The organism is Streptosporangium sp. NBC_01469, from assembly GCF_036227305.1.
GTDB lineage: Bacteria > Actinomycetota > Actinomycetes > Streptosporangiales > Streptosporangiaceae > Streptosporangium.
Window position 1 is genome coordinate 5,826,245 of sequence record NZ_CP109465.1, and the last position, 18,957, is coordinate 5,845,201.

Genomic DNA, 18,957 nt, shown 5'->3' on the forward strand with positions numbered 1-18,957 from the left:
GTGAAGGCGATTCCGGCGCGGTATTTAGACGGGTAGTCCTGTGCCCGTGCTGCGGGCACAGGCCGCGTCCGTCCGACCGCGAATCGAAGATCGTGATCGGGACACGGCGCGTGAGCAGCTCGACGACCAGAGCGCCGGCCGGATGTGCCGACGCTGCCAAGCGGTGACAACCAGACAAACCAATGGGTGATGGCCCCGGCGATGGCTCGTCGAGCCCGGGACCGGCCCGAGCCCTAGGAGAGTTCAGCCATGGAGATGCCCGCGGTCAACGAGTGCCAGGTCGAGGCGTGCGCGTACAACACGGAACACATCTGCCACGCCCTGGCCATCACGGTCGGCAACAGCAGCCACGCGGAGTGCGAGACCTTCTTCAAGGTCCCGTCGAAGGGCGGCGACCCGGCCGCCACCGGCCGCGTCGGCGCCTGCAAGATGGCCAACTGCCAGCACAACGTCCAGTACGAGTGCCAGGCCTCCGGCATCGTCGTCGGCTACGCGCAGCAAGACATCGACTGCCTCACGTACGCGCCCGCCTGACGCCGGGCGGCCCGGTCAGGACGGCGGAGAGACCGGGCCGAGGCGTTCGGTGAGGAGACGCACCTCGTTGTAAAGGGCCCGCAGTTCACCGGCTGTCGGGCTGAGCTCGTAGCCGTGGTGGTGGCAGGCGGCGCTGAGCGCGGCCCACGCTCCGGAGACACGCCGGGTCGCCGAGGCCGTCCACCCACTCCAGATGGGCCGTCGCCTGGAAGCCACTTAACGATCATGTATTGCGGCTTTTGGGCTCACCTTGGCTGAACCCCAACCAGGCCCGCTACCCGCGCGATCACCGCGGCCGCGCCGACCACCAAGCCGCTCGTGCTTACCTGCGGATGCAGCGCGACGCGGCTGCCACCCGAGCCACCCCCCGCCCGGCGGCCGCTGCGTGACGAGCGACCGCGCTGACCGCGCTCCTCTGGACGACCGTCTACCTCGATGCCGCCGTCCACCAGCTCAAAGCCCAGGACTACCCCGTCCGGGAAGAGGACATGGCCCGGCTCTCGCCGTTCGTCCACTACTCCCACCTCGGCGTCCACGGCACCTACACCTTCGCCCTGCCCGACCTCGCGTCCGGCGCCGTCCGCGACCTACGCGACCCGGACGCAGCGGAGGATGACGACGAGATCTGACCAGCAGGGCGCAACAGAGGGTGGCAACGTGGGAACCATGGAGGAGACACCGGACTCAGCAGCAGCGACCTACGAGGACCTGATGCGCCAGACCCGCCGGATTTACCGGGAGCTGGAGCGGCACGACGGGCTGACCCGGCGGCAACTCGAGCAGGAGTGGAAGACCGTCGAAGCCGCGATCTATGTCGTGCTGGACACCACCGACGACGAGTCGGACAAGGTGGCAGGACAGGCTGCCCTGGACGCCGCTCAACAGATACGGGCGCGGTGGATCCCGGACGCGGATGACCTTCCGTAGGCCGCAGACGGACTGTTCAGGAGTGGGCACACCCGGACGACCCGAGCCGTCGGCCAGGCTTGCCCCAACGACGCTCTGCCCCTGACGCAATCAAGATCCGTGATCGAGCTCTGGCCCCGACAATGGGTGCGAACGAGCCACCGATAACGGGTCTGTACGGCATGTTGGGTGTCACCTATCTTGGGGCGGATGATCAGGGAACGTTCCACGTCATATGAGGCCGAATGAAGAAGAATCCCCGGGCGACCTCGCCACGCACACTCGCCCCCGCGCCTCCCGACACGAAACCGGTCGTACGCCCGCGCGCACCGTTGACCGGCGCGACGGGTGCGGACGGCGCGGACGGTGCGACGGGTGCGGACGACCGCACGAACGGTGTTCCCCCGGCCGCGCCGGACTGGGTCAAGTCGAAGCGCGATCTGCCGGCCCCGTCCGCCGCCTCCCAGGATGTTCCGCGGGACGCCACGCCGGCCCTGTCGCTGGCCTCGATGCTGTGGGACCTCGCGCAGGCACTGGAGGAGGGCCGGCTGGTCCCCCTGAAGGAGGCCTTCCCCGGGCAGTCGGAGAGGTTCCGCGAGCCCCCCGACCTCGGTTCCGACGGCTACCAGCTCCGGCTCATGGAGTCGGAGCGGTACTACGCGATGCTCGACGTGGCCGGGGCGCTGCCGGCGGTGCTCGCCGATCGGCCGCTGGACATCCCATCCGTCGCGAAGTTCATGAAGTCGGCGACGAGCGTTGAGGACGCCCAGATGATCGCGGCGGTGCTGGAGAAGGCCGCCGCCGGGGCACCCGCCCGGCGGGAGGCCGCTATCGCCGGGGCACAGCGGGAGGGGGAGCTCACGCTCGCTGAGCGGCGTGGCCTGCTCACGGACCTGCTCGGCGGGGGCCTGCCCGTATCCGAGGCCGCGCACGCCGCGCGCGTACGGATCCTGCAAGACACGCCGCTCGACCCGGAGTTCGAGAAGGTCGACGACCCGCTGCGCGCTCAGGCACGCGCCGCCCTGGTGGCGGAGTTCTCCGGAGTCACCCGCCGATGGCCGGGGATGCCGGCGGAGGAACGCGCCGGCGTCCTGAACAAGGCGGTGCGGCTCCACTGCGAGCGGCTGGGCATCCTGGGGCGCCTGCCCCGGATCGTGCTCGGCGAGGGTTCCGTCGACGTCGGCGACGGCGAGCGGTCCGTGACCGATCTGGCGGCGTTCGTCGACGCCCGCCTGACGATCGAGATGAACACCCGGACCCCGATGTGGGAGTCGTTCCCGCTGGTCGTCGAGGCCCTCGTGCACGAGAACACGCACAACTACCAGGGCTGGCTGATAGGCGAGCTGCGGGCCGGCCGGCTCGATCCGGCGGACCCGCGGTACCTGCAGGCCGAGCTGTTCGCGGTCAACATCGGCCGCGGGTACGTGCGCACCCGGCCCGGCGGCGGCGACCACCTGGCGTACCTGAACCAGCCCCTGGAACGGCAGGCGATAAAGGCCGGGCTGGAGGCCAGGTACGCGTTCACCGCCGCCCTCCAGCAGGAGGGACGGGCACTCTTCGAGGTGGCGCTCGCCGCCTCCCCCCGTCCGCCCGAGGCGATGCTGCGGCGGTTCGGCGCGGCGCTCGGAGGCGAGGTCGCGGCCCCGATGGTCACCGCGATGGACCTCACCGCCCGGTACCTGGCGGCGAAGAACCCCGTCGAGCGCTTCAAGGTCGAGATCCTGCAGTGGCTCGACGAGCGGCCCGGTTTCACGGATCAGGAGCTCGCGCCGGTCCGCGCCCTGCTCGACTCCGACCATCGGGAGGGCCCGCTCAGGCGGATGTTCGATACCCAGGCCCATGGCGCCGAGAGCGGCGCCTTCCAGCGGCTCAGGCTGGCCGCGGAGCGGCAGGACGGCCTCGCGGGCGATGCCGCCAAGGCAGCGCGGGCCGCCGCCGAGGACGCGGCCACGGCGGTGGCCCGCGCGCGAGACCTTGGCCAGAGGGTCATGGACGAGGCCGTCCAGTCGGCGGTCGCGGCCGCGCGGGCTCAGGCGGCCTCGGCCACCGAGCTCGCCGATGGCGCCGAGCAGGCCGCGGCGCTGGCCGCCACCGCCGCCGCCCGCAGGATCATCACCCACGCCGAGGCCGCCGCGAACGAGGCGGAGGCGGCGGACGCGTCGGCCGAGGCGCAGCTGTTCCGCGACGCTGCGGTCGCCGCGGCCCGGGCCGCGCACGCGTACGCGGACCTCGCCCACGGGTCGATCGCGTACCTCGCCGCGACGACCCGCGCCGCTGGGGCGGCCAGGGCCGAGGTATTGGCACAATCGCAGGCCGAGGCGGTGCGCGCGGCCGCGCGCGGCGCGAACGCGAAGAGCGAGGACCCGCGATGACCACCCCCCGAAGGCCGAGATCGCAGTCGGCTCCCGCCCTCCTGCAGACGACCAAGCGCGAGAAGCTGCGCTCTCCGGCACCCCAGATCCGCCCGGGGGAGGCGAATCCCGATGCCACGCCCCGCCCGGGCGGCGTCCGGACGCGCGGCCCGCAGACGCAGGAGGAGGCGGCCGTCTTCATCGACCGTGGGCAGGAGGGGTTGCACACCCTGTCCCTCGACCGGAAGTTCTCCCTGCTGAGCTCGATGGCGTCGGAACCCGACCCCGTCGGCCGGTACTCGTCGCAGTTGGGCAGCCTCTACCGGAGCATGAAGACGCTCGACCCCGGCTTCGCGGAAGACGACAGGCTCAGGCAGTCGCAGGTCTTTGAAGCGGTCGCCGAGCAGTTGCCGGACGCGCCGCGCCGCTGGCGGAACGCCTCGACGAAGGAACGCGGGGACATCGTCCGCTCGATCCTCGAAGTCCAGTGCCAGGTGCTGGAGATGGGCCGAGACCGGGTGCCCACGGTGGAGCTCCTGGGGGACGGACCGGAGCCCATCCCCGGCAACAGCATGGGCCAGTACTTCGAGGCCGACAGAGTGCTCGAACTCATCACGAAGGCGCCCGGCTGGGAGGAATTCCACGAAGCGGTGAACACCGTGCTGCACGAGGGCACGCACAACTACCAGTACAGCCTGGTCGCCGATCTGGACGCGGGACGGCTGGCCGGTGACCCCAGGGAGAAGCAGGCCGGGGCGTTCAAGAGCAACTTCGCCGCGTACCTGAACGACGGCGACGGCGGTGACCGGGAGTCCTACCTGTCGCAACCGGTCGAACTGCACGCGATGGCGGTGGGAGACGACGCACAGGTCTACTTCCTCGACCAGGCCCTCATGGCGGGCGCGGCGGTGTACGAGGCGCTGGAACAGGTGGGTGAGACGCCGGAGGCCGGCCGGATACGGGAGGAACTGCACGCGGCCATGAACGGGAGTTCGTCGTCGGCGATCTACCGGTTGATGGAGCAGGCGCGACGGTACCTGCCGGACGTGGAGCCCCGTCCCTCCGAGCCGGAGCGGCGTCTTCACCTGGTCGAGCGGGCGGCGGGCCTCGGCAGTGATCCGGGTGCCACGTCCGCCGATCGAAACAGGATCATTCCTCTGGTCACCGACCCGGCGCTGAGCGACGACGCGCTCGGTGACGCGCTGGCCGAGCTGGGCGCGGAGATCCGCGCGCGAGGCCTCGCGGCCCACTGGGATCGGCTCTCGGCCCGGTTCCTCGACGCGGACCACGCCGCCCTCTTCACCGACCTCGCCGCGTCCGTGATCCGGGACCTGGGCGGATCCGTCCCCGAGTCGCGGGAGACGGAGCGCGTCGAGGCGGAGATCAACCGGATCAAGGAGGCGCCGTACTACTTGAACCTGGCCTGGCTGGCCGGGGAGGCCGCCGCGGTCAGCGACAACGCCGAGAGCACGGCGGACCTCGCGCACGCGGCGATGGTGCGGAAACTGCGTGAGGCGGGACTGTCCGAAGAGGCGGAGGCGTGCGAACGCACCTACGCCGTCTACCGGCAGGCCAAGGAGAGAGAGCGTGCGGCCCTGACGGAGGTCGATCGCACGCGGCGGGTGCTCGGCGAGCTGATCGCGCGCCGCGGCCTGGCCACCATCCCGACCTGAGTGGAGTACTTCTTGGATGAGGAGTATCAGGAGTACGGCACTGACTGGCGCATCCTGGTATGGGACGTCCCCGCCACGGGCTACGACCAGCGCAGCACGGTGCCGCCTCCCGGTGATCCGCTCCGCGCGGGGTTCGGGTGAACCAGACATCGGGTGTTTATCTAGGGCCGGAGGACTCTTCCTGCAGGTCAGAGAGCGATGATCTCTTCTTTCAAGTAGGTCGAGTTGGCCTGGATGCCGAGGCTCAAACCAACCCGGTCTGCATCGAACTCAGCGTCGAACGCGGAGAAGGCCATGCAGGCGACCTTGATCGATAACAAGAGCAAGGGCAACGGTGTTGTCGCCGAGAGGTCCAGCTTCCTATAGGTGCTCAACCTCGGGGTACGTGCGGGCGCGAACGTCTGGCTTTGTGCCGTTCCGGACGGGTCGCCGACGCGCTCGCGGGACCGCGACACAGGCTCGCCGACGTGGGCGCCGCGCCGATTGGAGCTCGACTCCCTCGTTGGGGAGGGGTCCCGAGATGACCCTGGCGCTGATCGTCGGCACCGCCGGCCTACGGCAAGACCGCCCTCGCCGTACGTTCTAGCAACACTGTTAAGCCACGACGTTTCCTATGAGCGCCGACCCGGGCTGCGGTCCACCCCTTAAAGCACTACTCTGTTCACTTCGCGCGGGATCGATCGCTGGAGAGGGTTCCTCATGGCCGACCACACCACCCTCATTGACGAACTGGCCAAGGCCGAACAGCGCCTGCAGGCGGCACAGCTCGCCGGAGACGTCGAAGAGCTGGACCGGCTGCTCGATGAGCGGCTCGTCTTCACCGGACCGCCGGACAACCAGTGCCACCCGGATGCCAAGCAGCTCGATCTCCACAATCACCGCTCACGAACACTGGTCCTGACGAAACTCCTCCAGGAAGACCTCACCGTGCTCGTTGTGGGGAACACCGGCGTCACCTGCTTCCTCGGCACGCTGGAAGGCAGCTTCGCCGGAACGCCATTCGCCGGACGGATGAGCTACACGCGGACGTGGGTTCACACGAACGAGCACGGGTGGCGCATCCTGGCCGCCCACGCCAGCCCGGCGTAAGCGGGCGAGCCACTCCGTCCTGCGGGGGGAAGCTCAGGCCCGCGTTCGACGAGCCCGCCGGGTCTGTCCAGTTAACGGCTCTGGCTCACTTCCGGTGGTAAGGGAACGTGCGCTTCAAGCTGACGTCGTGGAGTTGGGCGGGTTCCTCACCAGACGCCCGCAGGACCGCGCGATCGTCCGTGCGCCTGTTCGCCGGACCGCGCCACGGCACCCTTTTGACCGGCTGATTCGTCCCCAGCGCGCTCTCATCACCTGTGACCACGCTCGGTCACCGCCGAAAGTGAGCCAGAGCCGAAAACCGTACAGTCCCACCGGAGACACGTTGTGCGGTCTGGCGCTACGGTGCGCGCATGAACAGTCCCCATTCCTCTGGTGTTGGCGCCTGAACCACGGCCGTCGCCAACCAGAAGGCGTCAGCAAGACGACGACCACGATCAATGTCGCTCCGGCGTGGCCGATGCCGATGCGCTGTCCGGCGATAGCGATCGTGTACCTGGTGCACCAGTCTTACCCACGGCCCGAGACCCGGAGGCCGCCGATGGCGGCGGTCAGTGCCAGGACGCGCCCCAGGTCACCCGGCGCGGCAAGGGCCCGGCCAATGGAGGCAGATGGGAAGCTGGCTCTTCGCATCCAGCACCACCCGGCTGCCCAGCGGCTCCTGGAGCCGGACGACGCCCTCACCGGATGCGCCGACGCCCGCGCACAAGCCGTTACCGATGCGCTTGCGAACTTTGATCCCGAGGACCACGACGTCGGGCCGCTCGTCGGTCCGGAGGTGGACGGTCGGCGTCTCTCGGCTGTCGCAGACGCCGTAGTCGTAGCTCACCCGCAGTGTGCGCTCGTCGAGCACCTCGAAGCCTCTGACATCGGGGGCCAGGTGGTCACCGACGGCGTCCTCGACGGTGCCGAGCGTGGCCCGGTCGACCGCGACGTGGTCGATCGGGCCGGGCAGGTTCGAGAAGGACAACCGCCACGCCGGGACGGTGGCCATGCCGCGCAGGGTCCGCAGGCGCATGGTCGTGAAGGTGGCGGCGGTCATCTTGTACGCCCGATCGTCCTGGGCGGAGGCCTCCATCTCGAAGGGGGACAATGCGATCAGCGCCTGGCGTGCACCGATCACGGGGACCCGCATGGTGGAGCCGTCATCCCAGCGGATTCGCGCCTCTTTCGGGGTTACGGGGAGCGGTCCGGCCACGGCGAAGCCGTACTCCTCATCACTGGAGATCTGCTTCTCCACGTCCTGCCGCATCTGGCTCAGGTCCTCCGTCGGGACGAAGCCGTTGCGCCAGATCTCCGCCGCGCCGCCGGCCTGCCAGGTCCAGACGGCACGGGCGGCGTAATCATCGAATGTGAGCCGTCTGGGGAGGTGGTCGCCGCCGACAAGCACAGTCACCGTCAGGAGCGTCACCAATAATCGCAGCAATCGCAGCATCCGAAGATTATCGAGGTCCCCAGGACCGTCAGGGCACCCTGTAAGGCCGGGCCAGTGCCTCCGGTGAGGGCAGGGCCTGGAAGTCGGACGCCGCGACCCGGAGAATCGAGACGTCGAGTGCTTCGTGATTCCCCTGGGTGATCTGGGCCGTAGCGGGGTTGCCGAAGGTCTCATCGCCTGTGCACCCGCTCAGGGCAAGGGCCGAAACAAGGGTCAGGGCTGCGATAGGGCGCTTCATCGACAGGCTCCTTTCTGTTTTCAGGGCCACCAGGAGTTAGCGTGATCGAGGGGCCTGAACCTTCAGGCGGACGGATCCCCATCACTACCGGAGCCGGGGAGAGCGGGGAAGGTCAGGCGGGGGAGGGCGAAGGTGACGGCCTTGCCGGGGGTGCCGGTGGTGTGGGTCGTGGTGGGGTGGACATGGCACCGCCCTTGGGAGAGCCGGTGGACCAGGAGCAGGCCGCGACCGTTCTCAGCGAGCAGGGGCAGGCCGATCTCCTCCACCGAGTGGAGGAGGCCGAGAATGATGCGGACCTCGTGGAGGTCTGGGTCGCCGTCGACGACCTCGCACCAGGCGGGGACGCCGTCCAGGCTGAGGACGCGCAGCTCGTACGGGGGACGGGCGTGCCTCTCGGCGTTGGCGGCCAGTTCCGCCACGATGGTCTCCGCGTCGGCGATGGCGTCGTCGTCCAGACCGGCTTCCCGGAGCACCTCCCGGACCACGGCGCGGGCGCGGCGCGAGGCCGAGCCCGGCTGAAGGACCTTCACCAGCGCGTGAACGTCGCCACATCTCACCATGTCGGCGTCCTGTCCCGCTGAGCCGGTGCCTCTTCGGTCGTGATTCGCGGGGAAGGTCAGATCCTCGCCGGGGTGGCCGTGAGCACCATGGGGGATGCCGCCGGATGGCCGCATGAGCACACTCCGTTCGCTGTCGGTAGCCGTGGACAGCAGGAAACGCGATGGGCGGAGTGGGATGAACGTCGAAGCCTGCTCGTTCGGGACGGAATGAAGATCGGCGTGGCGAGGATGGTCGATCCCTGGTCGTTTCCCGGGGTGGGGTGGTGCGCGGCGACTCTCCTTAATCACAATGGGTAGTCATTCGGCTACCAAAGGAGAGTGGCATGGGTGGGTCACGGAGTCGTAAGGAGCGTCCTGAGCTGGTGAGGGCGCGGGTGCGGCGGGGGATGAGCCAGGAGGCGGCGGCGGAGGCTCTCGGGGTGACGCCGACGACCTGGGCGCGGTGGGAGCGCGGCGAGCAGGGGGTGCGTGCCTGCTACCGGCCGCGGATCGCCGCCGTGTTCGAGGTCGAGGCGGTCGAGGTCGAGCGGTGGATAGACGGCTGGTCCTACGGGGAGACATCATCGTGGCCGATCGCGGGCTGTGGCGACGGCTCACCGGCGGCTACCGTGAGGTCGGCCGCGCTTCTGTGGAGGTTGGAGATGGATCCGTCCCGGCGTCACCTGCTGGCCTCGCTGCCGTTCGTGCCCGGAGCCCTGGGGGAGTGGCTGGTCTCCTGGAACTACGGCACTCCGATCGCGTCGGCCGCCCAGCAGGAGGGTGCGGGGCGTGTGGTGGGTCTCGCCGACGTGGCGCGGATCGTCGAGGCACAGAAGGCGTTCGGCCAGATAGACCAGCGGTTCGGGGCCGGGCTGGTGCGCCCGGTGGTGGTCAAATACCTGAACGAGAGCGTGACGCCGTTGCTGCGGGGCCGCTACGACGACCGGGTTGGCTCCGAGCTGATGACGGCGGCGGCCGGGATGACCTGGCTGGCGGGTTGGACGGCCTTCGATTTGAACCGGCACGGCCAGGCACAGCAGCACTTCGGGCAGGCGCTGCGGCTGGCCAAGAGCGGTGACGACCCGCTGACCGGCGCCTGGGTGCTGGCGACGCTGACCTTGCAGGCCATCCATCTGGAAGAGGGCAGTTGGGCGGTATGGCTGGCCAGAGCCGCCGTCGACACCGCCCGTCGGGCGCAGGCGCCCCCTCGCGTCATGGCCTTGATGCTGGCCAGGGAGGCCAGGGCGACGGCCTTGCAGACCAAACCGGCTGAGACCCACGATCGGCACAGTGCCAAGCAGGTCGAGCAACTGCTCGTCGAAGTCGAGCGCGCCTATGCCCAAGGGACCACTGACCGCGATCCGGAGTGGATCGACAAGTACGACGAGGTGGAGCTGAACGGGCAGGCGGGCGGGTGCTGGCGGCTGCTGGGTGATTACGCGCGGGCGGCGGCTTGCGCGGAAGCGGCGGTGACCGAATTCAGTGAGCGCCTTCCTCGATCCGCCCAGATCAACCGGCTGAGTGCCGCTGGGGCGTATTTGGGAATGGGCGAGCTGGATCAAGCCCTCGCCTGTGCACGGGCCGCCATCCCGGCGACCAAGGCGCTGACCTCCGCTCGCACGGTGGAGCGCCTTCAACGGTTCGCCGGACAGCTTGAGCCGTACGAGGACAGCGTGATGGTTCGCGAGTTCCGCGATCACCTGAACAGTGAGCTGGCCGCCTGACCAGGTGCGATCTTTCATGGGCGGCGAACCGTCCGGGAGTGTGACGACGGTGAGCCAGGCGGATGGGGTGAAGTTCGCGAGAGTCTTTTTTGCCGATGACCACCGTCGGAGAGCTGATCAAGCCCGGGGTGGCCACCGTCCACCAGGTGCCGATCAGGGCCGGGTGGTTCGGCGGGAGGTGATCACGTCGGTGACGGCCACGACCAGCGCGACCAGCACGAAGGCGATGGTGACCAGCAGCGAGTGCCGGAAGGCCGTCGCGTAGTCGCCGTGCGAGGAGGCGACCTCGGAGAAGAACACCGAGCCGATCGCCGCGATGCCGACGGCGGCGCCGATGCGCTGTCCCGTCTGGAGCACGCCCCCGGCGGCGCCCGCCCTGGGGACCGGCACCTCGGACAGGGTCAGCGTCTGGTTCGGGGAGATCACCAGGCCGCTGCCCAGGCCGGCGAGGAGCAGCGGCACCGCGGTGGCCCAGGCCACGTGCGTGCCGGGGACCAGTTCCACGGCGAGCGCGGTGACGGCCAGGGAGACCGCGACCAGCACCAGCCCGGCGACCACCAGCGGGCGGCCCAGCCGGGTGACGATCCTGCCGCCGAACAGGGCGGTCACCGCCGACCCCGCCGCGAACGGCGTGGTCGCCAGCCCCGCCTCCAGGGCCGAGTAGCCCAGGCCGTTCTGCAGGTACAGGGTGAGGATGAAGAAGATCGCGGTGAAGCCCGCGAAGTAGAGCGCCCCGAGCAGGGCGCCGAGCGCGTACGAGCGCCTGCGGAACAGGGACAGGTCGACGACCGGCTGGTGGTACCGCCCGTACCGGCGCTCCCAGGCCGTGAAGGCGGCGAGTACGGCGAGTCCGGCGAGCAGAGTCGGCCACTTCGCCGAGGCCTCCCACTCCTGCCCCTCGACGAGCGGCAGGAGCACCAGGACGACACCGGTGGCGAGCAGCAGCACGCCCACGGGGTCCATGTTCTCCCGGGGGCGCGCCCCGCTCACCGGGGGCCGGATGTAGCGGTACGCCAGGACCACGGCCAGGATGCCGATCGGCACGTTGACGTAGAAGACGAGGCGCCACCCGTCGGTGTCGCCGCCGAGGTTGATGAGCATCCCGCCGAGCAACGGGCCGATCGCGGTCGAGACGCCGATGACGGTGCCCAGCATCCCGAACGCCCTGCCTCGCTCCGCTCCCCGGAAGAGCTGCTGGATCAGCCCGCTGACCTGCGGGTTGATCACTCCGCCGGCCACTCCCTGCACGAGTCTCGCGACGACCAGCAGGGTCGGGTTCTGGGCGATTCCGGCCGCCGCGCTGGCCACGGTGAACAGTACGACGCCGAAGACGAACGCGTCGCGCCGGCCGTGCATGTCGCCGAACCGCCCGGCGGGGACCAGTACCAGCCCGAAGGTGAGCGCGTACCCGGAGACCACCCACTGCAGGGCGCTCTGCGGGGCGTCCAGCCCGGTGCGTATGGAGGGCAGCGCCACGTTGACGATGCTGACGTCCAGCAGGGTCATGAAACCGGCGACGAGGCAGACGGTCAGCGCCTTCCAGCGGCGCGGATCCGCTCCCCCGTGGTCACAGGAGGACGTCACCCTGTCCGGTCCGGTGCTCATCCGGCCGCGTGGGGGAGCGGTGCCCCGGCCCCTGGCCGGCTGAGGATCGTCATGACCGCCTCGTTCCCCATCTCCGGTTGAGCTCTCCACCTTTCAGCAGCGCATACGTACCCTTTTCCGACTTCTCAATTCGCAATCCGGCCCTCGGAGACGCGCCCGCGAGGGCCAGGGGTCGGGCTTGCCACGTGCCACGTACGAAAGTGCGGCGGGCGGCCCCATCGCCGCCCGCCGCACCGGTCCGTCCGGGTATGGCCGGTGAATCCCCCCGGACGGTGCGATCACCGTCGGTGCGGGGGACCGCCCTGCGTCATGGGCACGACACCTCGCCGCTCGTGGCCGGGACGTTCACCGCGCTCCAGGCGGCCTTGACCGCGTTGACCTCGACGCAGCCGCTCGGGAAGAGCGACTTGGCGGCGGCCACGGTGGCCCTCCGCGCCTTCGCGTGCGTCCACGGGGCGGTCTTAGTGTTCAGCCCGGCCATGTAGATGCGGCCGGCCTTCTGGATGCCGATACCGGTCAGGCTCGTCGGACCCGAGCAGACGGAGCTGGCCGGCTTGCCCACCGGGTTGGTGCCCTCGGAGAGCAGGTAGAACCAGTGGTTCTGCGGCCCGGCCGCCGCGTGCACCGGGGTGGAGGGGATGGACGAGCTGTAGCAGTTCGGGTGTCCCTTGGCCGAGGGGTTGTACATGTTGCGGATCTCGCCCGCGCCGGTCAGGTTGACCTCCTCGCCCACCAGGTAGTCCGGCGGGTCGAGGGCGGCGGGCTGGTTGGCGTAGTGCTCGGTCAGCGCGCCGAAGATGTCGCCGGTCGACTCGTTCAGGCCGCCGGACTCGTTGCCGCTGCCTCCGCCGCCGCTGCCGGAGGTCTGGAAGATGGCGTGGCCGTACTCGTGGCCGACCACGTCCATCGGGGTGACCTGCTTGGTGTTCGCGCTGTTGCGCCCGAAGCTGGTGTAGCTGCCGTTCCAGTAGGCGTTGACAGCGGTCAGGCCGACCCGGGCGGGGAAGGCGCCGCCGGAGCCGTTGAACCCGTTGCGGCCCAGCCAGCCGCTGAGCATGTTCCATTCTGTCTGGGCCGCGTACAGCACGTCGACGCAGGCGGTCTCCAGGTTGGTGCCCGAGCCGTTACCCCAGGAGTCGTCGGTCCCGGTGTAGGCGGTGCCGTTCTGGCCGCCGCAGCGCAGGCCGGGGCGGGTGGTGTCGGTCATCGAGTACGAGCTGCCCGAACCCGAGGTCTGGATGGTCACCGGGTTGCCGTTGTAGTGGCTGTTGCCGGTTCCGGCGTGCACGTCGTCGTAGGAGTCGACGATCGATCCGTCGAGGGCGTCCACGAAGACGTGCAGGACGCTCGGGGCCTCGGCGGTGGCGCCGTTGACGACCACCTCCCAGGCCAGCTTGGGCGTGGTGGTGGTCGCGTGCACGACCAGCCTGGGCGTGGCCACGGTCTCCACGACGGGCAGCTGCGCGCGGGCGGTGGCGGCCGCGGTGGCGGCGTCCACCTTGCTCGTGACGTCGATCGTGATCCTGGCCTGCTGGCCCGAGCTCACGGTCCCGACGAGCTCTCCGGCCCTGTCGGTGGAGACGACCACGTCACCGCCGTAGACAGGCAGCCCACGGTAGGTGCGCGCGTAGGTCAGGTACTGCAGGCCGTAGGCACCGGCGATGTTCCTGGCCAGGGTGAACTTCTCGTTCCGTCCCTTGAGGACGGCTTCGGACCTGGCGGCGAGGGTCGTGTTGGCGGTGGCGACCGCACGGTTGCGCGACTCCGCGTCCGGCGGTGCGAACACCGGCGGCTCGGCTGACGCGGTGCGGGCTGCGGCGTTGTCCGCCGGGGTGGCGGCGTTCACCGCCGTGGGGGTGATCATGGCGGCGACGGCCAGTACGGCCACGGCGCCAAGCTTGACCTTCGGATTCACGCGGGGTGACTCCTCTCGATGTCCCTGGGGGGGTAGGAGGGATGCAAGGAGCCCTAAGAGTCCGGGCCACCTAAAGTTGACACCGAGAGGGGCGGAGGAATACCTCACAAAATTCCATAACGTCGTGATATGGGCTGCTGCGCGTACCGGCGTGGACCCTCCGGTAGTGCGCTCACCTGCGCGGGAGCGTTCTCGGGGCGGGCGGGATCGCGCCCGCCGTTCCGCGACTCGGGAGAATTACCGGAGTCGGGAAGCCTCGCGAGATTGGGTCTTCTCAAGGGCGCGGTCGCGGGTTATCAAGAGCCTTGAACATCCGGTACGTCATTTGCCACAAGGGCACCACCCAGGTCGGCCACTTCTCGATGGTCACCTATCTCTCCGCCTACGGCTTCTGACCGCCGGGCGGTTCCCCGGGCGAGCAGGGCGAGGATCTTCGCCCTGTTCCGTGGCAAGGCGTGGAGAGGGCTCGCATACTTGCAGCCATGGAAGTACAGATCACTGACGCGACCGTGGGAGAGCTGACGCTCACGCTGGATCGGGACGGCGGCACCATGAGGGTCGAGGGTGACGCGATTCCCGCGGTCGTCGTGCGCCGATCGGCCGAAGCCGTCGCGCAGCCGCACATTCCCATCGGCACCCGGGGGCCCGAGCACCTGACCATGACCCTCGACGGCACCGAGATTCCGCTGCGTCCCGCGCCGGGCCGTGTCACGCGCCACTCCTACCGGGCCGAGGTGGACCACGCGGGAAGCACCTACACCCTGGTTCCCATCTCCGAGGTGTCCAGTGGCCTTTTCCGTGGCAAGCACGGCCTCGGGGAGTTCACCACCCTCGCCGACGGCGAGGTCAGGGCCGAATGGATCGCCCCGCCGAGCCCGGAGGAGGCCGCCATCGGCTACGCGCTCGCCGCGTGCTTCGGCAGCGGAGCGGAACATCCCCTGCTGGCGTTCTTCGGCTACACCGCCCTGTGAACGGTGCCGTCGGATCCGACGGCACCCGGCCGTCCGGCGCTCGGGGTACGTGACGTTCCGACCGGCCGACGCGGTCTCCAACGGGAGGCCGCGCGACAGGGAACCGGCTCGAGGATCACGAGGCCTCCGGGCCCGTCCGGCGGGCGCTCAGCCGGTGGCGTGTTCCCAGTACGGGTCGCGGTAGAGCATGACCGAGGTGCCGCGGAGCAGTTCGTCGGGGGCGGAGACCAGCACGAGCTCGCCCTCCGCCTCCAGGCCGCGCAGGATGTCGCGGACGCGCGGGCCGACCGGCAGGCGGCCCGCCGGGAGGTGGAGGGTCTCGCGGACCAGGTCGGCGACCTGGGAGAGCCGGAACGGCTCGGCGAAACCGGCGATCAGGCCGCGGACGATCTCAACGGTGATCACCGACTCGGCCTCGACCTGGGCGAGCTGCCAGGTCAGCTGAGCCATGCGCCGGCCGGTCCCGGCGCAGGAGGTGCACTTCTGGGAGAAGCCGGGCACGATGTCCTCGACGGCGGTGCCCAGGCAGGTGGTGCACTGGTCGGTCTCAGACGCGTGCGACTCCGCCGCCGTCCGGTCGGCCAGCTGTTTTCCGCACACGCACAGATAGGTCCGGAACCCGCCACGCACCAGGACGAGGTCGTCGGCGCCGTCGGGGACCTCTTCCCACAGGGCGGTGATCGTGTGCTTTCTCATCGTCGTGCGACTCTACCGGTTTCGTCCGTAGTGCTCCGGCCTTCAAGCCGGGGGTGAAGCGGACTGTCCCGCGTAGCGGGACAAGAACAGTCGATCCATTCCGGACCCGTCCCGGTCCCGGGTCCCGTCACCGCAGCATGACGGGGACCAGCCTCATGGGAGCGCTCCACAGCCACTCCTCGGTGATGTAGGTGGAGGTCAGCAGGGTCATCAGGCCCAGGGCGCGCTCGGTGGCGGTGGAGGGGTGGGCGCCGCAGTCGCCGAAGCGGCACATCCACAGCTCGAACATGCTGTCGTCGGAGAGCTGCTCGTGGACCGAGGGCCGCCCCGCGGGAAACCCGTCCCGCCAGATGTCGACCGACGGGCTGGTGGACGGGAACGCCCCGGCCAGCACCCCGCCGCCCGAGGTGACCGCCCGGCCGACCCCGTCGCGCACCGGCAGGATGCCGCCGGACTGGAAGAGCGCCACCCCGCCCCCCGGCGGGCTGGCCACGCGCAGGACCTCCACGGGGGAGGACCGCTCCGCGCCCCGCAGCTCGCCGGTCTCCAGTGGCGGGCACGACTCCGGCGCGGCGCCCAGGCGCCGGATGACCTCGTCCTCCGGCACCTCGCCGACGAAGGCCACGCACAGTTCCTCGTTGTAGTCCTCGTACGAGAACATCATCGCGTCGACGGTCTCCTGAAGCTCACGGAACCTGGGGCTCACGCTGGGGGCCCCGGGCAGGTGGGCGAACAGGCCGGCCATCTCGGTGAAGAGGGCCTGGGCGCCGGGGGAGCGACCCGCGATGCACGGCCGCCAGGGGTCGGCGCCCGCGGCGAGCAGGACTCGCACGGCGTCGTCCCAGCCGTGGCGGACGGCCTCCCACAGCGGAGTGGCGCCGTCGGCGTCGACGGGGTCGACCTCCGCGCCCGACGCCAGCAGCAGCTCGATCACCTGGGTGGCGCCCTCCTGGGCGGCCTGGTGCATGGGGGTCGTGCGCAGCCACGGCAGCCGCCGGCCGGGGTCGAACCCGTTCGCCAGCCGCTGGCGGATCTGCGCCAGGTTGGTGTCACGCCACGCGTCGACGTTCTCGGCCCACTCGTCTTCGCCCACTTTTATCCCATCTTGTCGTGCTGTGCGGATCCAACCAGGTCCGTACGACAGTTCTCGGTCAGGGTTCGTCGCGAGAGGCGGTCGGCGGCGCGGGTGGTTTCGGGGAGGCGGTAGCGGGGTGTCAGGTTCAGCACGTTGTGGCAGGCGGTGTCGAGGTCGACGCGGTGACCGGTGGAGACGAAGACGGGTTTCACCCCGTCCCGGGTGCGCAGCACGCGGCCGACGACGTCGCCGTCCAGCGTCAGGTCGGTCCACGAGCCCCGCTCGGGCGCGGGCTCGGGGTAGGTGCCGACGAAGGCGGTCTTGCCGACCCCGATCGTGGGCAGTCCCGTGAGCACGCCGAGGTGGCAGGCCAGGCCGAAGCGGCGCGGGTGCGCCAGGCCGTATCCGTCGCAGACGACCAGGTCGGGAGGTGCGGACAGTCGCTCAAGGGCGTCCAGGAGCGCGGGGACCTCGCGGAAGGCGAGCAGCCCCGGAACGTAGTCGAAGGTCACCCTCCCGGCCACGGCGACCTCTTCGACGATCTCCAGCGTCGTCCCGTCCAGGACGACCACCGCCGCCGCCAGCCGGTCCCTGTCGTAGGCGACGTCCACTCCCGCGATCCTCGCGGGCCGGCGGGGTCCGGGACCGGTCAGGTCGAGCAGTGCCCTGAGCTCGTCCTGGATGGCCTTGGCCTCCGTGACAGTGCGCGGCATTTGTACCTTCATGACTCCATGATCGCTACTTTTATAGTATGACGTCATATTTCGGTACTGTTCATCGGATTCTTCGGTGGCCGGTGAAGTCGCTGCGGGGCGAGGAGCTCCGGGAGGCGCGTCTCGACGACCGGGGACTGGCCGGCGACCGGGCCTACTCGCTCGTCGACGAACGGGAGAACCACGCGGGCACGGTGCTGACCGTACGGCGGCGGGCGGAGATGTTGCACTGGCGCGCCACCTACGGTTCCCCCGGTTCCCCGGAGAGCGGGCCCCACGGGAGCGGCCCCCGAGGAGACGGCGACGCGCCGACCTTGACCGGGCCCGACGGCGCCACGTGGCGGTGGGACGCCCCCGGCCTGGCGGACGCGCTGGCGGAGTCGCTCGGCCGGCCGCTGAGCCTGCGCGCCGCCGAAGGGCAGCAGGACCGGGGCCCGACCGTGCTGGTCACCTTCGAGGCGTCCCTGGCGGCCCTGGGCGACGAGCTCGGCAGGCCGGTGGACCTGCTCAGGTTCCGGCCCAACCTGCACCTGGCGACCGACATGCCCGCGTTCGACGAGGAGGGCTGGACACCCGGCACCACGGTCACCGCGGGCGAGGCCGAACTCACCGTCACGGGCGACCATGCGGGACCCTGTATCAGGTGCGTCGTGCCCAGCTGGGACCCCGAGGGACGTGAGCGCTGGCCTGACCTGCAGAAATGGCTGATCGGCAAGCACGAGAACAAGTTCGGCGTGATCATGCGGGTCACCCGCCCCGGCACCGTCCGCCTCGGTGACCGCGCCACCGCCGCCCCCGGCCACCTCTGATCCCGCACCGCTGCTCCGCTCGCTTCCGTGCCGGTCTCGGTGACCGCGCCACCGCCGCTTCCGGTCACCGTCGCTCCCGGTCACCTCTGATCCCTCATCGCTGCTCTGTCCACCACGGTTCTGTCCGCCACCGCCCCGCCTGCCTCCGCCCCACCCGCCTCGTCCCGTCCGGTACGGCGTCCCCGGTCCCCGTCCCGCCGGATTGCCCGTCGGTCCGGCGGGAAACTAGGGTGCGTGGGGAGAGGCGCGGGGATTCGGGGAAAGGGCGATACATGTCGGTGCTCGTGGCGTTCAGCGTGACCCCCATCGGAGCGGGGGAGGATGTCGGCGAGCTCGTCTCCGAGGCGGTGCGCGTCGTCCGCGCCTCCGGCCTGCCCAACAGGACCGACGCCATGTTCACCACGGTCGAGGGCGAGAGCTGGGACGAGGTCATGGCCGTCGTCAAGGACGCCGTCGCGGCGGTCGAGGCCCGCGCCGGGCGGGTCAGCCTCGTCCTCAAGGCGGACATCCGCGAGGGGTCGGGGGGCCGCCTGGAGACCAAGGTCGCCACCGTCGAGCGGCACCTCGCCCCGTGACGCCCTTCGCTTCCGGGAACGCGCGACGCGCGCCGGTCACCCGCCGGCGCCCGTTCCCCGGCGGCCCGTGACGTCCTTCGCGGCAGGGAGACGCGCCTGCGGTGTCTCGTCG

The 18,957-nt window shown here is 70.2% G+C and carries 20 protein-coding genes; 11 read left to right on the forward strand and 9 right to left on the reverse strand.

Going from position 1 to position 18,957, the window contains the following annotated elements; all coding sequences use genetic code 11:
* The first annotated feature begins 249 nt into the window (after positions 1-249).
* Positions 250-534 carry a DUF1540 domain-containing protein gene (locus tag OG587_RS25585; protein WP_329079534.1) on the forward strand — a complete coding sequence of 95 codons (285 nt, stop codon included), beginning with the start codon at positions 250-252 and terminating at the stop codon, positions 532-534.
* Positions 535-549: 15 nt separating this feature from the next.
* Here OG587_RS25585 and OG587_RS25590 read toward each other — a convergent pair whose 3' ends face one another.
* Positions 550-750 carry a hypothetical protein gene (locus tag OG587_RS25590; RefSeq protein WP_329079535.1) on the reverse strand — a complete coding sequence of 67 codons (201 nt, stop codon included), beginning with the start codon at positions 748-750 and terminating at the stop codon, positions 550-552.
* Between the two features lie 185 nt (positions 751-935).
* On the opposite strand from OG587_RS25590, the gene OG587_RS25595 reads away from it, so the two are divergent.
* From OG587_RS25595 to OG587_RS25620, 6 genes are all read left to right on the forward strand, one after another.
* Positions 936-1,163 (forward strand): Tn3 family transposase, encoded by a 228-nt coding sequence (locus OG587_RS25595; RefSeq protein WP_329094014.1) that lies wholly within the window; start codon positions 936-938, stop codon positions 1,161-1,163.
* 28 nt (positions 1,164-1,191) lie between these two features.
* Entirely contained in the window at positions 1,192-1,461 is a 270-nt protein-coding gene (locus tag OG587_RS25600) for a hypothetical protein (protein WP_329079537.1), read from the forward strand.
* A gap of 224 nt (positions 1,462-1,685) precedes the next feature.
* On the forward strand, positions 1,686-3,812 hold the full coding sequence (locus OG587_RS25605; RefSeq protein WP_329079539.1) for a hypothetical protein: 2,127 nt from the start codon (positions 1,686-1,688) through the stop codon (positions 3,810-3,812).
* On the forward strand, positions 3,809-5,464 hold the full coding sequence (locus OG587_RS25610) for a hypothetical protein (RefSeq protein ID WP_329079541.1): 1,656 nt from the start codon (positions 3,809-3,811) through the stop codon (positions 5,462-5,464). The genes OG587_RS25605 and OG587_RS25610 overlap by 4 nt, the downstream gene beginning before the upstream one ends.
* A gap of 12 nt (positions 5,465-5,476) precedes the next feature.
* Positions 5,477-5,605, forward strand: a complete 129-nt coding sequence (locus tag OG587_RS25615; RefSeq protein WP_329079543.1) for a hypothetical protein — start codon at positions 5,477-5,479, stop codon at positions 5,603-5,605.
* Between the two features lie 558 nt (positions 5,606-6,163).
* Positions 6,164-6,553 (forward strand): nuclear transport factor 2 family protein, encoded by a 390-nt coding sequence (locus tag OG587_RS25620; protein ID WP_329079545.1) that lies wholly within the window; start codon positions 6,164-6,166, stop codon positions 6,551-6,553.
* A 571-nt stretch (positions 6,554-7,124) separates the two neighbouring features.
* Here OG587_RS25620 and OG587_RS25625 read toward each other — a convergent pair.
* The 3 genes from OG587_RS25625 to OG587_RS25635 form a co-directional block, all read right to left on the reverse strand.
* Positions 7,125-7,985, reverse strand: coding sequence for a hypothetical protein (locus OG587_RS25625; RefSeq protein WP_329079547.1), 861 nt, complete (start codon positions 7,983-7,985; stop codon positions 7,125-7,127).
* 28 nt (positions 7,986-8,013) lie between these two features.
* Positions 8,014-8,223, reverse strand: coding sequence for a hypothetical protein (locus OG587_RS25630; RefSeq protein ID WP_329079549.1), 210 nt, complete (start codon positions 8,221-8,223; stop codon positions 8,014-8,016).
* A gap of 62 nt (positions 8,224-8,285) precedes the next feature.
* Positions 8,286-8,783 (reverse strand): ATP-binding protein, encoded by a 498-nt coding sequence (locus tag OG587_RS25635; RefSeq protein WP_329079551.1) that lies wholly within the window; start codon positions 8,781-8,783, stop codon positions 8,286-8,288.
* A gap of 323 nt (positions 8,784-9,106) precedes the next feature.
* Here OG587_RS25635 and OG587_RS25640 point away from each other — a divergent pair, with 323 nt between their 5' ends.
* Positions 9,107-10,486, forward strand: coding sequence for a helix-turn-helix transcriptional regulator (locus OG587_RS25640; RefSeq protein ID WP_329079552.1), 1,380 nt, complete (start codon positions 9,107-9,109; stop codon positions 10,484-10,486).
* Positions 10,487-10,639: 153 nt separating this feature from the next.
* Here the strand turns inward: OG587_RS25640 and OG587_RS25645 are convergent, their stop codons facing one another.
* Positions 10,640-12,091, reverse strand: a complete 1,452-nt coding sequence (locus tag OG587_RS25645) for an MFS transporter (protein WP_329079554.1) — start codon at positions 12,089-12,091, stop codon at positions 10,640-10,642.
* Between the two features lie 307 nt (positions 12,092-12,398).
* Positions 12,399-14,006: a M4 family metallopeptidase gene (locus OG587_RS25650; protein WP_329079556.1), complete on the reverse strand. Its 1,608-nt coding sequence runs from the start codon at positions 14,004-14,006 to the stop codon at positions 12,399-12,401.
* A 482-nt stretch (positions 14,007-14,488) separates the two neighbouring features.
* On the opposite strand from OG587_RS25650, the gene OG587_RS25655 reads away from it, so the two are divergent.
* Positions 14,489-14,977: a hypothetical protein gene (locus tag OG587_RS25655; RefSeq protein WP_329079558.1), complete on the forward strand. Its 489-nt coding sequence runs from the start codon at positions 14,489-14,491 to the stop codon at positions 14,975-14,977.
* Positions 14,978-15,124: 147 nt separating this feature from the next.
* On the opposite strand, the gene OG587_RS25660 is transcribed toward OG587_RS25655, so the two are convergent.
* The 3 genes from OG587_RS25660 to nfi form a co-directional block, all read right to left on the reverse strand.
* On the reverse strand, positions 15,125-15,673 hold the full coding sequence (locus OG587_RS25660) for a hypothetical protein (RefSeq protein ID WP_329079560.1): 549 nt from the start codon (positions 15,671-15,673) through the stop codon (positions 15,125-15,127).
* Positions 15,674-15,800: 127 nt separating this feature from the next.
* Positions 15,801-16,766 carry an ankyrin repeat domain-containing protein gene (locus OG587_RS25665; RefSeq protein WP_329079562.1) on the reverse strand — a complete coding sequence of 322 codons (966 nt, stop codon included), beginning with the start codon at positions 16,764-16,766 and terminating at the stop codon, positions 15,801-15,803.
* 2 nt (positions 16,767-16,768) lie between these two features.
* Positions 16,769-17,473, reverse strand: coding sequence for a deoxyribonuclease V (gene nfi / locus OG587_RS25670; RefSeq protein WP_329079564.1), 705 nt, complete (start codon positions 17,471-17,473; stop codon positions 16,769-16,771).
* A 26-nt stretch (positions 17,474-17,499) separates the two neighbouring features.
* Here nfi and OG587_RS25675 point away from each other — a divergent pair, with 26 nt between their 5' ends.
* Entirely contained in the window at positions 17,500-18,270 is a 771-nt protein-coding gene (locus OG587_RS25675; RefSeq protein ID WP_329079566.1) for an MOSC domain-containing protein, read from the forward strand.
* A 272-nt stretch (positions 18,271-18,542) separates the two neighbouring features.
* A complete protein-coding gene (locus OG587_RS25680) occupies positions 18,543-18,845 on the forward strand; it encodes a thiamine-binding protein (protein ID WP_443075229.1) in 303 nt (100 codons plus the stop codon).
* The last annotated feature ends 112 nt before the right edge of the window (positions 18,846-18,957 follow it).

What these genes read in the sequence shown, in the direction of transcription:
- OG587_RS25635 (WP_329079551.1), bottom strand. Translation starts at nt 8,783, where the DNA reads ATGGTGAGATGTGGCGACGTTCACGCGCTGGTGAAGGTCCTTCAGCCG.
- nfi (WP_329079564.1), bottom strand. Translation starts at nt 17,473, where the DNA reads ATGAAGGTACAAATGCCGCGCACTGTCACGGAGGCCAAGGCCATCCAG.
- OG587_RS25610 (WP_329079541.1), top strand. Translation starts at nt 3,809, where the DNA reads ATGACCACCCCCCGAAGGCCGAGATCGCAGTCGGCTCCCGCCCTCCTG.
- OG587_RS25640 (WP_329079552.1), top strand. Translation starts at nt 9,107, where the DNA reads ATGGGTGGGTCACGGAGTCGTAAGGAGCGTCCTGAGCTGGTGAGGGCG.
- OG587_RS25630 (WP_329079549.1), bottom strand. Translation starts at nt 8,223, where the DNA reads ATGAAGCGCCCTATCGCAGCCCTGACCCTTGTTTCGGCCCTTGCCCTG.
- OG587_RS25620 (WP_329079545.1), top strand. Translation starts at nt 6,164, where the DNA reads ATGGCCGACCACACCACCCTCATTGACGAACTGGCCAAGGCCGAACAG.
- OG587_RS25660 (WP_329079560.1), bottom strand. Translation starts at nt 15,673, where the DNA reads ATGAGAAAGCACACGATCACCGCCCTGTGGGAAGAGGTCCCCGACGGC.
- OG587_RS25625 (WP_329079547.1), bottom strand. Translation starts at nt 7,985, where the DNA reads ATGCTGCGATTGCTGCGATTATTGGTGACGCTCCTGACGGTGACTGTG.
- OG587_RS25605 (WP_329079539.1), top strand. Translation starts at nt 1,686, where the DNA reads ATGAAGAAGAATCCCCGGGCGACCTCGCCACGCACACTCGCCCCCGCG.
- OG587_RS25645 (WP_329079554.1), bottom strand. Translation starts at nt 12,091, where the DNA reads ATGAGCACCGGACCGGACAGGGTGACGTCCTCCTGTGACCACGGGGGA.
- OG587_RS25585 (WP_329079534.1), top strand. Translation starts at nt 250, where the DNA reads ATGGAGATGCCCGCGGTCAACGAGTGCCAGGTCGAGGCGTGCGCGTAC.
- OG587_RS25655 (WP_329079558.1), top strand. Translation starts at nt 14,489, where the DNA reads ATGGAAGTACAGATCACTGACGCGACCGTGGGAGAGCTGACGCTCACG.
- OG587_RS25680 (WP_443075229.1), top strand. Translation starts at nt 18,543, where the DNA reads ATGTCGGTGCTCGTGGCGTTCAGCGTGACCCCCATCGGAGCGGGGGAG.
- OG587_RS25675 (WP_329079566.1), top strand. Translation starts at nt 17,500, where the DNA reads ATGACGTCATATTTCGGTACTGTTCATCGGATTCTTCGGTGGCCGGTG.